This is a genomic window from Virgibacillus byunsanensis (assembly GCF_042675965.1).
Lineage (GTDB): Bacteria > Bacillota > Bacilli > Bacillales > Amphibacillaceae > Virgibacillus_R > Virgibacillus_R byunsanensis.
The window spans coordinates 102,413-114,931 of sequence record NZ_JBHTKJ010000026.1; the positions used below are offsets into that span (position 1 = coordinate 102,413).

Annotated in this window: 15 protein-coding genes; 1 reads left to right on the plus strand and 14 read right to left on the minus strand. The window is 36.5% G+C overall.

The window, feature by feature from the left end; all coding sequences use genetic code 11:
- Positions 1-44: 44 nt before the first annotated feature.
- The 12 genes from csrA to ACFQ3N_RS10890 all read right to left on the minus strand — a co-directional run bounded on the left by csrA (position 45) and on the right by ACFQ3N_RS10890 (position 9,612).
- Positions 45-275, minus strand: coding sequence for a carbon storage regulator CsrA (csrA, locus tag ACFQ3N_RS10835; RefSeq protein WP_390362267.1), 231 nt, complete (start codon positions 273-275; stop codon positions 45-47).
- 2 nt (positions 276-277) lie between these two features.
- Positions 278-715, minus strand: coding sequence for a flagellar assembly protein FliW (fliW, locus tag ACFQ3N_RS10840; protein ID WP_390362269.1), 438 nt, complete (start codon positions 713-715; stop codon positions 278-280).
- 16 nt (positions 716-731) lie between these two features.
- On the minus strand, positions 732-1,304 hold the full coding sequence (locus ACFQ3N_RS10845; protein WP_390362271.1) for a DUF6470 family protein: 573 nt from the start codon (positions 1,302-1,304) through the stop codon (positions 732-734).
- Positions 1,305-1,369: 65 nt separating this feature from the next.
- The gene (gene flgL / locus ACFQ3N_RS10850) at positions 1,370-2,257 is read right to left on the minus strand and encodes a flagellar hook-associated protein FlgL (protein ID WP_390362273.1); all 888 of its coding nucleotides are present in this window, start codon (positions 2,255-2,257) and stop codon (positions 1,370-1,372) included.
- Between the two features lie 9 nt (positions 2,258-2,266).
- Positions 2,267-3,811, minus strand: coding sequence for a flagellar hook-associated protein FlgK (gene flgK / locus ACFQ3N_RS10855; protein ID WP_390362275.1), 1,545 nt, complete (start codon positions 3,809-3,811; stop codon positions 2,267-2,269).
- Positions 3,812-3,854: 43 nt separating this feature from the next.
- Complete coding sequence (locus tag ACFQ3N_RS10860) at positions 3,855-4,343, minus strand: flagellar protein FlgN (protein ID WP_390362277.1); 489 nt, start codon at positions 4,341-4,343, stop codon at positions 3,855-3,857.
- 13 nt (positions 4,344-4,356) lie between these two features.
- Positions 4,357-4,620 carry a flagellar biosynthesis anti-sigma factor FlgM gene (flgM, locus tag ACFQ3N_RS10865; protein ID WP_390362279.1) on the minus strand — a complete coding sequence of 88 codons (264 nt, stop codon included), beginning with the start codon at positions 4,618-4,620 and terminating at the stop codon, positions 4,357-4,359.
- Positions 4,621-4,736: 116 nt separating this feature from the next.
- The gene (locus ACFQ3N_RS10870; RefSeq protein ID WP_390362281.1) at positions 4,737-5,156 is read right to left on the minus strand and encodes a TIGR03826 family flagellar region protein; all 420 of its coding nucleotides are present in this window, start codon (positions 5,154-5,156) and stop codon (positions 4,737-4,739) included.
- A gap of 52 nt (positions 5,157-5,208) precedes the next feature.
- Positions 5,209-5,892 carry a ComF family protein gene (locus ACFQ3N_RS10875; protein WP_390362283.1) on the minus strand — a complete coding sequence of 228 codons (684 nt, stop codon included), beginning with the start codon at positions 5,890-5,892 and terminating at the stop codon, positions 5,209-5,211.
- Position 5,893: 1 nt separating this feature from the next.
- Positions 5,894-6,988 carry a DEAD/DEAH box helicase gene (locus ACFQ3N_RS10880; RefSeq protein WP_390362285.1) on the minus strand — a complete coding sequence of 365 codons (1,095 nt, stop codon included), beginning with the start codon at positions 6,986-6,988 and terminating at the stop codon, positions 5,894-5,896.
- 642 nt (positions 6,989-7,630) lie between these two features.
- Positions 7,631-8,326 (minus strand): response regulator, encoded by a 696-nt coding sequence (locus ACFQ3N_RS10885; RefSeq protein WP_390362287.1) that lies wholly within the window; start codon positions 8,324-8,326, stop codon positions 7,631-7,633.
- A gap of 143 nt (positions 8,327-8,469) precedes the next feature.
- Entirely contained in the window at positions 8,470-9,612 is a 1,143-nt protein-coding gene (locus ACFQ3N_RS10890) for a sensor histidine kinase (RefSeq protein ID WP_390362289.1), read from the minus strand.
- A 158-nt stretch (positions 9,613-9,770) separates the two neighbouring features.
- Between ACFQ3N_RS10890 and ACFQ3N_RS10895 the strand changes: the two genes are divergently transcribed.
- Positions 9,771-10,421, plus strand: coding sequence for a YigZ family protein (locus ACFQ3N_RS10895; protein ID WP_390362291.1), 651 nt, complete (start codon positions 9,771-9,773; stop codon positions 10,419-10,421).
- 40 nt (positions 10,422-10,461) lie between these two features.
- Here ACFQ3N_RS10895 and nagB read toward each other — a convergent pair whose 3' ends face one another.
- Together nagB and nagA are read right to left on the minus strand one after the other, a co-directional pair.
- Positions 10,462-11,193, minus strand: coding sequence for a glucosamine-6-phosphate deaminase (gene nagB / locus ACFQ3N_RS10900; RefSeq protein WP_390362293.1), 732 nt, complete (start codon positions 11,191-11,193; stop codon positions 10,462-10,464).
- Positions 11,194-11,196: 3 nt separating this feature from the next.
- The gene (gene nagA / locus ACFQ3N_RS10905) at positions 11,197-12,375 is read right to left on the minus strand and encodes an N-acetylglucosamine-6-phosphate deacetylase (RefSeq protein WP_390362295.1); all 1,179 of its coding nucleotides are present in this window, start codon (positions 12,373-12,375) and stop codon (positions 11,197-11,199) included.
- Between the last annotated feature and the right edge of the window lie 144 nt (positions 12,376-12,519).

A 12,519-nucleotide genomic window follows, 5' to 3' on the forward strand; every position in this document is an offset into this window, starting at 1 on the left:
TACTTTTTACTTATATCGGAAAAGATTGCTTCGTTGTGAAGCTTTTATGTACGATCTTTATCATTATTTATTAAATCAAGTAAATCTGCTGATAGATTTACAGCTTCATTATTTTGATCTTGAATATCAAGATATATTTCTTTTCTGTAAATATCTACATACTTAGGTGCATTAATTCCCAGCTTAATTTGATCTCCTTCTATTCCGAGTACTTTTATTTCTATGTCCTCACCTATTTGAATTGCTTCATTCTTTTTTCTCGTTAATACCAGCATGATTAATCTCCTTTCGCTTCTATTGTTATAGAAGCTTTTGACGGATAGTCATCAGTATTCAAAATGAATTGTTTTCCAGTTCCATTATTTGCATTGATAATAACAGGTGCTTTTAAATTTATAGTACTCTGATCAAACGGTTTTCTTAATGTAATAATCGCCAGAACAACCACATCTTTTTGGTCGTTCAAATTTAACGTTTCAATAATAGCATCATCTAATTCAAATGAATACGCTTGATAGAAATGATATGGGTTTGTCACGATAAAAGCGGTATTGGAAGTTTGAGTTGATTGTAAAACTTGAAATAAAGGATTACCTGGTAAGTCTAATAATACAAATTTAGTCTCCTCCACAAATCCTGGCAACCCATTAGGGAAAGTTATGCATTTAGATGTATCTATTTCTACTTCTCCTAAATATTTTGTTTCAATGTTCATTTTTTACCATCCTTTTTTATACCGATTCAGTGAAAAGATTTACAACGTCAATTTCTAAACTTTGATACTGTTTCATACTAGTATCGACAGCACCTTTTTCATATTGGTGTGTTGGCTTATTTACTCTAGCTTCTATAATTGGTTTGTTAACTTTTACATTTATGTCTACTTCAGAAGGCTGGAAAGAAGTTTTTACCGCAAAATGCGATGGGATGAATTCAATAGCTAAGGATTTCATACCTTCAAAACTATTTTGCGCTGCTTGGCGGGGAATTGGACTACCTTGATTTTCAATTTCCATCAATTCATTCCCTTGTTGTGCTTTTCGAGCAATACCTTCAAAAAGTCCTTGTTTCCCTTCATTGGCAAATTGCTTAATACGTTTTGAAATATGCATTAACCCCATATCTTCCCATGCCTGTGTTTGATCAATGGTTAGCCTGGAAGGGGTTGTGTTAATTGATATATCTGCCTGCGGCTGTTGTATGAATAGATCAGCTTTTGGTTGTTTTATGTATTGTTTACCGTTCGTTTGCTGAATTTGAATTTGGGCCATTTGTGAATTCATCCGAATTTGCGGTAGTTGCATAAACTTCCCCCTCATTTAAGAAACAAAACCCCGGACACTAAAACAAAAGTGGCCAGGGCTAACTTTTACCGTAGAAAGTCTAGTAAAGATGGTTGTATAATGCGTGATCCAGCTGAAAGGGCAGCACGATGGACACTTTCTTGGGTAATTAAATTAGTAATTGCTTCTTCGTAATCAACGTCCTCATTATTAGCCATCGTTTCAGTTGCAATGATTTTTTGTTCACTTAAGCGATTTTCCACCAGTTCTAACCTATTCATACGATTACCAAGGTCAGCTCTAGCATTGATGATGTTATCAATATTAGCATCAATTGTTTCAATACTTGCCTCAATTCCCTCTTGGTTATTATTACCAAGGTCATCTATAAGCCCCTGAATATTTACAAATAGATCATCTCCGCTAGCAGGATCTCCAGAAAATACATCTTCAGGATTTACATTTGCTTGAAGTTTGGTGCCGTTTGCTACTTCAATATATACTGGTTTAACACTGTAATTTGGAGTCCCGTCCACATCAAATGGTGCTTCATCTGTATTGGTACCATTAAAAATGTATTTCCCGTTTACTTTTGTGTTACCAATATCTACAAGATGCTCTTTTAACTGCTCCGCTTCTTGCATGATGTTTTTACGTTCTTCTTGATCGTACGTATCGTTGCTTGCTTGAACTGCTAATTCTCGTAATTTTTGCATACCCTGAACTGCCTTATCCAATGCAGCATCCGAATTATCCATCCAGTTATGTACTTCGTTGGTATTACGTTGGAATTGTTCAACTTCAGTAACTTGTGAACGATAATTAATCCCTTTCATTGCAATTACCGGATCATCAGAAGGCCGGTTTATTTTCTTCCCAGTCGAAAGTTGATTCATATACGTATCCATTTTTGAATAACTACCGGACAAATTCCGCAGCATATTATTCGATAACATACTCTGTGTAATTCGCATCCGTTTTACCTACCTTCCAACTAATCCCATATTATTTATGACACGATCTATTAGTTCATCAACTGCCGTCATATTACGTGCTGCAGCACTATAGGCATGTTGAAATTTAATCATGTTGGACATTTCCTCATCTAAAGATACCGAACTAACACTCTGACGCTGTTCTTCCACTTGTGAACGCAATATACCAGTGTTACTTGTCATACGGTTCGCTTCCTGTGCAACAACACCTAAATCACCAATAAGTGATTCATAGTAACTTCTTACCGTAGTATTATCTCCTAATCCTTGTAGGTCAGCATCAAAAACGCCTGCCAATTCTATGGCATTATTACCGTTACCCGATGCTCCATCTTCATCACTTGCAGCGACCAAATCAGGATCATCCTGAATTGCAGCATTAACAGCAATTGTTGAAGCTGTGATTGGTGCTCCTTCAGAATCACCGTTCACAAAAAAATCTTGTCCTGTTTGACCTTGCAAATCCTCTCCTCCACTATGAACTCCATTAAAAGCATTCGAAAATTCAACAACCATATCATCTATATTAGAAAGCATGTCGGTATATAGACCTTTAACAGTAGAATTTCCAGCATTATCTTCTGAAGTATAACCATATGCTTCAATATTTCCTTTTAATGAACCGTTCGAAATGAATTCTTCCACAGAAACAACCTTGTCATCACCTACACCAATCCCGGTTACTGCACTACGCTCACCATCCACATCTGAATAGTTAATGGAGAGTTGATTAAATACGCCCTCATCTGCATTTCCTTCTAAAAGAGTATCAGTAGGTTTTCCATTTTTATCTGCTAGCTTAATAGTTGCTAATCCATCCGCTATCTCTGGTGCGTTACCTCCACTTTTCGAATAGTTAACATTTATATTGACAATTCCGGATAGTTCGTCAACTAATCGGTCACGTTCATCATACAAATCATTTGCCAAATATCCATGTGGTTCAATTTGCTTAATTTGATTATTAATTCCACTAATCTGCTCAAGTAAGGAATTAGCGTTTTTTACAGTGACATCTGTCTCGTTTTTCAGATCAGATCGTATGGATTCAAGGGAATCAGACGTATAATTAAATGATTCAGCCAACGCAACTCCTCGTTGCACAACAACCGATCTTGCCCCAGAATTCTCTGGATTTACAGACAAATCTTGAAGAGATTGCCATAATTGATCCATCGATTTCGATAAGCCACTTTCAGATGGTTCATTTAACAACCTTTCCATACGATCGGTTGAAGCAGACAATGCTTCCCAATATCCGGACTTGCTATTTTCAGCACGAAATTGCATATCCAAAAATTTATCTCGTACACGCTCAACTGTACCCGCTTCCACGCCTGTACCCATTTGCCCAGGTATTTCTGGGCGATTCCTTGAGGCTGTTGGATATGGTGATAACGATTCAAAATTGACCCGTTGACGTGTATAACCTTCTGTATTCGCATTTGAAATATTATGACCAGTCGTATACAAAGCTGACTGTTGGGTAAACAGGGCTTGTTTGGCCATTTCCAATCCGTGAAAAGTACTCATCTTCTTGCTCCTTCCAAACACTATGAATTATTATTGTTATTTCCTACGCTTTTGAATCAAAAACAGATCGTTTTATGGATTCAGTTTCTTTTTTGTTGCCGTAGTTCATACTTTTTATGGAAGGATTTATCATATCCAACGACAATTGAACAAATTGCATAGATTGTTGTATTAATGCTTGATTCAGCTCTTCTTGTTGCTTGAGTTGTGTAATTGCCTCCGTTAAACTTACCGTCATAGCCTCTAATTCCTTCTGCTGCTCATCATCAGAGATAATAGCTAGCATCCGGGTTATCGTTGGCGGGTCTTCCTTAGATCCCTGTTGGGTAAACCATTCTTTCACTTCAGTTTGACGAAGCTTTTCTATTTGTTCGATTGCTTTTACATGTTTTCGCTCTTTTATCAGCAATGTTTGCAGCTTATCAACGGAACCTTCCTTAATGATTTCTGTTTTTTGTCCAGAAATATCTATAAGGGTTTTATGCATGTCCACTAACTTATGTAGTGATTTTATAATTTTAAAAACGGACAACTTATGCCCTCCTTTATTGCTTCGACCAGAATGAAATCATTTTTTGTGCAGTTTTCTCAGGATTTACCAGATATTCTCCTGATTCAACGGCCTTTTTAATATCCTGCACATATTCAGCTCGTTTAGGTTCTGGCTTTTCGTTCTCCTGTAGTTGCTTCGCCTGGCTGGAAATCTGTAATTGATCCTCTTTTTTTATATCCTTTGCATAGTCTTGCTGCTTTTGGATTTGATTTTTATATGGATTAAAATTTGTCTGATTAGGTCCATTTATTTTCATGGTAAATCACCTCTTTTAAATTTCGATCTATTTTATAATTTATATTTATTTACTTACCATTATTATCGGTACTTAACCATTAAAATTAAGTGTTTATGTGAAAATAGTTAAGTATGTTAATCTTTATCAAACGTGTAATATACTTGAGAAATCTTTCGCTCTTTTGCTTTCCTTTCACTCGCTTGACGTTCCATTTTTTCATGTTGTTCTACTCCATCTAAAATCTCTTGCGAACAATTCGTGCATAACCTTCCCTTAATTATCTCCGCTTCACACCTCTCACATGGGTATGTAAGCTTTGGGAATTTTGATTGTCGCAGCCGCTTCTCTTTAATAAACTTAATAATTATATTTTCCTTAACACCTGTTTCTTTTACTATTTCCATTAAGTTCGATTCTCGGTTCTCGCGTTTTATTAAAAAATGATAAACCGTATTAAATTCTTTCTCTTCTTCTTTATAACAGTTTTGACATATATCCCGAATTGTTTTTACAAAGACCGCTTCACAGCGAGAGCAATTTGCAAGTTCCCCCATTTTGCTTCCCCCTTTTTAAAAATTATAGCATATTTTTTATAACGTATTTACACTATCCTCGTATTAACGTATAAGCATATACTTCCGTGCATCCTTGTTCTTTCAGAAGCACTGCAGCATGTCTTATTGTTGTGCCTGTTGTATATATATCATCGACAAGAACTACAGGTTTGTTAAGCCTTTCTGTGATTATAAATGGATTAGATGTAATCAATCGTTCCTGACGTGTCTTTTTTGATTGTTTTTCTCCATGAATTCGTTTGAGAACATCCTTTTGTTTATATGGTAAAAAACCTGCTAACATCTGGGCTTGGTTAAATCCCCGTTCCTTTAGTCGCTCAGTGCTTAGTGGGATAGGAACGATCCGAATATCCTTAGACAAAAATGAAAACGTGTCCTTAAAACCTTGAACAAATTTATCTTTAAATATATTACCCAAACAATAATCCCCACGATATTTCCATTTCGTTATGATGTCTTGCATTTGTTGGTTATAGCTGAAGATGGAATAATTAAACTGCAACGGATCAGTCTGAGCAGTTTGCCCCTCCCACCTGCTACAGTCTTTACAAATAACTTCTTCACTTGACCTGCTACACTTCTTACATCTATTCCCATGTAAGATCTTTAGTTTAGATTTGCAATCATCACATAACGTTTTTGGCTTTGGTAAAAGTATTATATTACTCCAATTTATTTCTGGAATAATAGCTTCGTCGCACCATAAACAACACATGTTAATGAAAACCTCCCCGCTTGTTCATTGTGATAATAGAACGAACTGCTTGTACCATCGACTCCGTTTTTCCATCATGAATAAATAACACCTCACCTGTCGGATCATCGGGACTTCTACCTGCACGACCAGCTATTTGAACAAGGGCTGCTTCATCAAATACATCATGTCCGGCATCTAATACAACAACATCTACAGATGGAAACGTTACGCCTCTCTCAAGTATTGTTGTGGTAATTAAAAACGAAATTCTTTTTTGTCTGAACTGTTGAACCTTCTCTTCACGGTCTTTATCACCAGCATGCACCGTTATTACATCATCTTCCTCTTTTATAATAGACTCTCTAACCAATAGTCGAATAAGATTATCACGTAATTTCTCCGCTAATTCTATACTCGGTACAAAAAGAAGCACTTGACGATCCTTGTTTTCCCGGTTAGTCAACCATGTCATAAATGCAGTCGGAGGTAGGTGTTTAAGCAAATGCTTTTGTAAAGATAAACACATTTTTAATCTCGGAACAGGTAATGGATGGCCATGGAAGCGAATAGGCACGAAGATATGTGGCAACTTTTTTCTAGCAATTTGCAAACGTTGTTTAGGGCGTGGGGTTGCTGTTAAATAAATGGTGGTATGAATTGGTTTACGTGCTCGATTTGCAGCAAACGGCAGCGATCGATCAGCGTGAAAAGGGAAAGCATCGATTTCATCTATTATCAACAAATCAAAAGCAGCTGAAAAACGAAGTAATTGGTGGGTTGTTGCAATAATAATTTGGGCGGTAGCATCGTTATCTTTACTACCTCCATATAGTCCTTGCACATAAACTCTAGAAAACGCTTCGCGAATACGGGGTAAAAGCTCACGAACAACATCAGCACGTGGTGTTGCTATACAAACTCGCTTCCCTTGCTTGAGGGCCTCTGTCATTCCGGGAAATAACATTTCTGTTTTTCCTGCCCCACAAACTGCCCAACATAGCAATTCTTTTTCCTTATTTATTACGGCATTCGTAATCCGTTGTGCTGCTTGACTTTGTGCCTTAGTAAGTTCACCGCTCCATGTACAAGGGTTTTCATGATGTAGCCATTCCACATCTGGGCCATCCCAATAATAGAGGGCCTCACACTCCATCACCCTTCCCATTTTAATACATTTACGACAGTACAAATGGGTCTGATTACATATTTGGCATGGAAGAGTAGCAAGTAAAGACCGTTTCTGATTTCCACACCGCTGACATTGCGTTCGAAATAGGCTGCGTTTAAAAGCTGGAACAGATTTAAAATAGGAAACCGATAGTAGTTTTTGGAAAATGGGCTCAAGAAGTGGAATCTCATTACGCAATAAAAGTTTTCCGGAAAAACGATAAGATAGTTCCGTTAGTTTGTCTAGTTTCTTTGAGGGGGTTTTAGCAGGTCTATTAGGGGATTCTGTGCTCATTTGATTATGTCACACTCCTTTATTTTGTTGTCGGAATTAAGATATAGAGAATTCTGCCACCCATACTTGGCTGACATCATAAATAAACTACTTTTATTTCTTTGGATACCAGCTTACTTCAATTGCTCCTTTACCCAAGTGAGTACCAATAACCGGACCAAGTTTTATGCTTTCTTATTTACCAAAAAAATTACCCTGATACTCTCAACGCATCAGGGTAAAAAAACATTATTTCTACGTACCATAACTATCATCGTTAGGAACAAAAAGAGCGAACAATTAAAAGTTTGCAGTCTACTGCATCACCTCTACCCAACCTTTTCGTATTGCCTGAACTACTGCTTGTGTACGATCATTAACATTCATTTTCTGTAGAATATTACTAACGTGATTTTTCACCGTTTTTTCACTAATAAAAAGCGTTTCTGCGACTGAACGATTACTGTTACCATCGGCTAATAGTTGCAGTACTTCACACTCACGACGCGTTAGTAGATGTAGTGGTTTCCTGTATTCAATTCCACTTTCAGATATGTTTGATGAGTTCTCCTGCGCTAAACGCCGGTATTCCTGAACTAAATTGTGTGTAACTTTTGGGTGAAGGTAGGAACCACCATCACTTACTACTTTAATTGCTTCAATTAAAGCATCTGAATCCATTTCTTTTAATAAATAGCCTTGTGCACCCGTTTTTAGTGCATGCGTAACGTAGCTTTCATCATCATGAATGGATAGAATAATAACGTTTGTATCCGGAAAATGACGTACAAGATCTGAGGTAGCTTGGATCCCATTCATGTTAGGCATGTTAATATCCATTAGGACAACATCTGGTTGATGCTCTTTTACTAAAGCAGAAGCACTAGTACCATCATCACCTTCTGCGGCAACATTAAAAGACGGTTCGAATTCCAATATTCGCTTAACACCTTCTCGAAATAGCTTATGATCATCAATTAAAACAATTTTTGTCTGCTTAGTTGTGTTCATTGTTTCTGTTCCTCCTACATCGAATTCTAGTTAATTATATTACCCCTATTACATTTACTATGATAGTTATACTTTTATTTCTATATCGGTTTATTTCTATTATACATAAACCTGTTCTCTATTTGTTATAAAAATTAAAATTTTTAGACAGCAGTATTATAAGGAACTTTTATAATAATGGAAGTCCCTTTACCAATAAAGGATTCTATGGACAACGTTCCATCCAACATCTCCACTCTCTCCCGCATACCTATTAGACCAAATGATTTATCCCGCTTCATGGCTGGGTCAAACCCTTTACCATTATCTTTCACAACCATTGTAAGGTAATTACTACCTACTTCTAATTTCACTTTAATTAACGTTGATTCAGCATGTTTTATCGCGTTTTGCAAGGATTCTTGTATAAGACGAAAAAATGCAATTTCATATTTTTGATGCAAACGCTTTTGATTGCCAATAGTCGTAAATTCAATTTCAATATTGTTATACTCAGCAACAGTTGAAACATATTTTTTAATAGTTGGGACTAAACCTAAATCATCCAGTGCCATCGGACGAAGATCATAAATAATCCGCCGTACTTCATAGAGAGAAGACCGTATCATTTTACGTACACTTTTAATTTCCTTTAATGCTGCGTCTACACTACCTTCACGAAACGTCCTATCTACAAGCTCTGAACGAAGCAATATATTTGCCAACATCTGTGCAGGGCCATCGTGAATTTCACGGGAAATCTTTCGCCGTTCATCTTCTTGTGCCTCAATAATTTTAAGACCGAATTCCTGCTTTTCTTTTGCTTCCTCAATTAATTCGTTTACATGTCTAAAATCATCGTTCAAATAGTTTAAAATAACGGAAATCTTACTAGCTAATCCCTCTGCGCGCTCAATGGTTTGATCTAATGACAGTAATCGCCTCTCTAAGTCATCACGTTTTACACGGAGTGCTTTTTCTTCTTGGCGAATCATGGCTAATTCCGTTTGCATAGTATGTGTATTTTCATAAACTTCTCTTATTTCAACTTCTGAATATCTATCAAAATATTTACTTACTTCTGATAGTCGTTGTCTCGAGAACTTTACTTTTTGTTCTAGCTGATCCCCGTCATAAATGTGACGCACTACCTTTTCTTTTGTTTCTTGTAGTTCTTGTACTAACTTTTCATGATCTGTCCGTGCGAGTTCACTTATGTTGAATATTTCATCCTTACTATTTTCCACTACATCTACCATTTCATCAATAATTGAATCCAACACGTTCTCTTTTGTTTTTTGTGCCATTAAATTCCACCAACCTATGATATACTTATTCGCAATAACTACTTTTTTTAATAGGGTCTTTTATCATACTAATAGGAAAGTTATTCCTTGAAATGAAAAAAAATGAATATTAGAAGTTATATATACTATAATGTTAGTTTAGGAGGGGAAAAGCAAGGATGCTAAATTACTATTATACAATAAAACAAGAGGGATCGGTACAAAAAATAATCCAAAAGTCCCGATTTATAGGATATATAAAACGGGTCGAAACAGAGGAATCTGCTCAAGCATTCATTCAAGAGATCAAAAAAAACCATCATGATGCAAATCATAATTGTTCTGCTTATATTATCGGTGAACAGGATCAAATTCAAAAAGCAAATGATGATGGAGAACCAAGCGGAACTGCTGGTGTACCAATGTTAGAAGTATTAAAAAAACAACAATTAAAAGACACAGTGGTAGTTGTTACGAGATACTTTGGCGGTATAAAACTCGGTGCCGGTGGATTAATACGCGCATATGGAAGTACAACATCTCAAGTAATACAGGATACAGGTGTCGTCACCAGGCAATTAATGCAAGGTATTTCTATTATAGTTGATTACTCCATGTTAGGAAAGCTCGAAAATGTAATACGTAATTCTGAACATGTATTAGAATCTATTAACTACCTAGAACAAGTTGAATTTCTGGTATATGTAAAAAACGGGGAAGAACAGAACTTCCATAACTGGATCATTGACCTGACAAGTGACCAAGCAATTCTATCGGAAAAAGGTACTGCATATGTCGAAAATGATTTACTTCCAACTACTGATGACTAAATAAAGTAGCTTCCACGAAAGTGTCATGGAAGCCACTTTATTATATTTCCAATTCTGATAACGATGCTTCATCAGCAATAATAACCACATCTTTATGATTTTGCAGAATAGATGCTGGAAATTCTTCTGAAACTTCACCATGCAATAATCTGGCCAATGGCTCAGCTTTCCTTGCTCCAGAAACAAGTAGGATAATCTCTTTACTATCCATAATGGTCTCCAAGCCCATCGTAATAGCTTTATTCGGAACATCTTCAGGAGCATCAAAAAAGCGTGCATTTGCTTTTCTTGTCGTTTCATCCAAGTCAATAACGTGTGTCCTGCTCTCAAAGGATGTTCCAGGTTCATTGAAACCAATGTGTCCATTTAAACCTAAACCCAAAATCTGAACATCAATCTGCTTTCTGTCTCGCATTAATTGTTCATAATGACGACATTCACTATCAAGATCTTGTGCTGATCCATTCGGAACATGCGCTAGTTTATCTGGGATATCTATATGTTTGAATAGTTTTTCATTCATATAATAATGATAGCTATTTGGATTGCTTGGTGCTAAACCAACATACTCATCTAAATTAAATGTCGCTGTGTCTTTAAATGATATTTCTCCCTCTTTATACGTGTTTATCAAATATTCATATAACCCTTCAGGAGTGGATCCCGTTGCTAGCCCTAATACTGGATTGTCTAAATTAATAACTCGATTCATAATGATAGAACAAGCTTTTTCACTCATCGCATCATAATTTTTTACTTTAATCACTTCCATGTTTTACTTCACCTCATAAGCTATGTGTCCTCTGCAAAATGTGTATTTAATATTCAATTCATCATCAACTAAAAGCATATCAGCATCTTTTCCAACTTTTAAACTACCCTTCTTCTCATAGATGCCAACTTGTTTTGCTGGATTAATGGAAGCCATGTTTATAATATGTTGAATGGATACATCATCTAATGCAAGCATTTGTTGTGCTCCTTGATACATTTTCAAAATACTCCCGGCCAGCGTACCATCGTCTAACACCGCCCGGTCATGAGTTACCGTTACCGCTTGTCCGCCAAGTTCGTAATCCCCAGCATGCAAACATTTCGCTCGCATAGAGTCTGTTATTAAAAGGAGACGTTCACTTCCCATATTGTTATAAATTAATTGCATCATTTCTTTAGAAACATGGATACCATCCGCAATTAGCTCGGCTCGAATTTCCTTTAACCGTAGTGCAGCTCCTACTACTCCGATATCACGATGATGGATTCCGGTCATCGCATTGCATAAATGTGTCACCTGGCTTAAGCCATGCTTGATGGCATTTTTAATTCCTTCAAAGTTTGTACCAGTGTGACCAGCAGAAACATTAACACCTGTTTGTGAAACATATTTAATAAACGATCCATCTGCATCATGTTCAGGAGCCATTGTTATCGTCATAATTTTATTTCCTGAGGTATTCTGCCATTCCTTAAATTGCTCTATAGTTGGTTCTAATATGTATTCAACTGGTTGTGCCCCTTTTTTACTTTTTTCAATAAAAGGACCTTCGAGGTGAACACCTATTACCTCTGCCTTACCCAGTTTACTTTTGTAAACTGCAACATTTCGTAAAGCTTTCTCAATATTTTCAGGAGAATGTGTAATTGTTGTAGCGAGAAAGCTCGTCGTTCCTTCCTCAGGTAAAACATTCGCCATCGTATCTAACGCTTCCTCCGTAGCATCCATTACATCAGCACCTGCTGCACCATGAATGTGCCCATCAATAAATCCTGGAATCAGGTTTAAGTTAGTCCCATCAACTATACGCACATAATTTGGTAATTCAGTTAGATTTGGTTGTTCAGAAAATATGGCACTAATTAGCCCTTGTTCTATAAGTAAATGACCATTATTTATCATTTTATTTTCACAAAATAGCTTTGCATTTTTAATTAGAATCGGAGTTGTATTGTTCATTTTATTCAAACCCTCTCAAACTTACAAATTTCCACATAAAACGTAGCATATAGGTAATTTATTGTCCACTTTTAAACAATAAGAAAAACCGGGCAAACCCCGCCCGGTCCTTTCCTACCCACCATAGTTAGTGGAAGTCCGATA

Bases quoted from the DNA above. Each gene is read 5' to 3' on its own strand.
- flgK (WP_390362275.1), bottom strand. From the start codon at position 3,811: ATGAGTACTTTTCACGGATTGGAAATGGCCAAACAAGCCCTGTTTACC.
- nagB (WP_390362293.1), bottom strand. From the start codon at position 11,193: ATGGAAGTGATTAAAGTAAAAAATTATGATGCGATGAGTGAAAAAGCT.
- ACFQ3N_RS10875 (WP_390362283.1), bottom strand. From the start codon at position 5,892: ATGTGTTGTTTATGGTGCGACGAAGCTATTATTCCAGAAATAAATTGG.
- flgL (WP_390362273.1), bottom strand. From the start codon at position 2,257: ATGCGAATTACACAGAGTATGTTATCGAATAATATGCTGCGGAATTTG.
- fliW (WP_390362269.1), bottom strand. From the start codon at position 715: ATGAACATTGAAACAAAATATTTAGGAGAAGTAGAAATAGATACATCT.
- csrA (WP_390362267.1), bottom strand. From the start codon at position 275: ATGCTGGTATTAACGAGAAAAAAGAATGAAGCAATTCAAATAGGTGAG.
- flgM (WP_390362279.1), bottom strand. From the start codon at position 4,620: ATGAAAATAAATGGACCTAATCAGACAAATTTTAATCCATATAAAAAT.
- ACFQ3N_RS10890 (WP_390362289.1), bottom strand. From the start codon at position 9,612: ATGGCACAAAAAACAAAAGAGAACGTGTTGGATTCAATTATTGATGAA.
- ACFQ3N_RS10885 (WP_390362287.1), bottom strand. From the start codon at position 8,326: ATGAACACAACTAAGCAGACAAAAATTGTTTTAATTGATGATCATAAG.
- ACFQ3N_RS10870 (WP_390362281.1), bottom strand. From the start codon at position 5,156: ATGGGGGAACTTGCAAATTGCTCTCGCTGTGAAGCGGTCTTTGTAAAA.
- ACFQ3N_RS10845 (WP_390362271.1), bottom strand. From the start codon at position 1,304: ATGCAACTACCGCAAATTCGGATGAATTCACAAATGGCCCAAATTCAA.
- nagA (WP_390362295.1), bottom strand. From the start codon at position 12,375: ATGAACAATACAACTCCGATTCTAATTAAAAATGCAAAGCTATTTTGT.
- ACFQ3N_RS10895 (WP_390362291.1), top strand. From the start codon at position 9,771: ATGCTAAATTACTATTATACAATAAAACAAGAGGGATCGGTACAAAAA.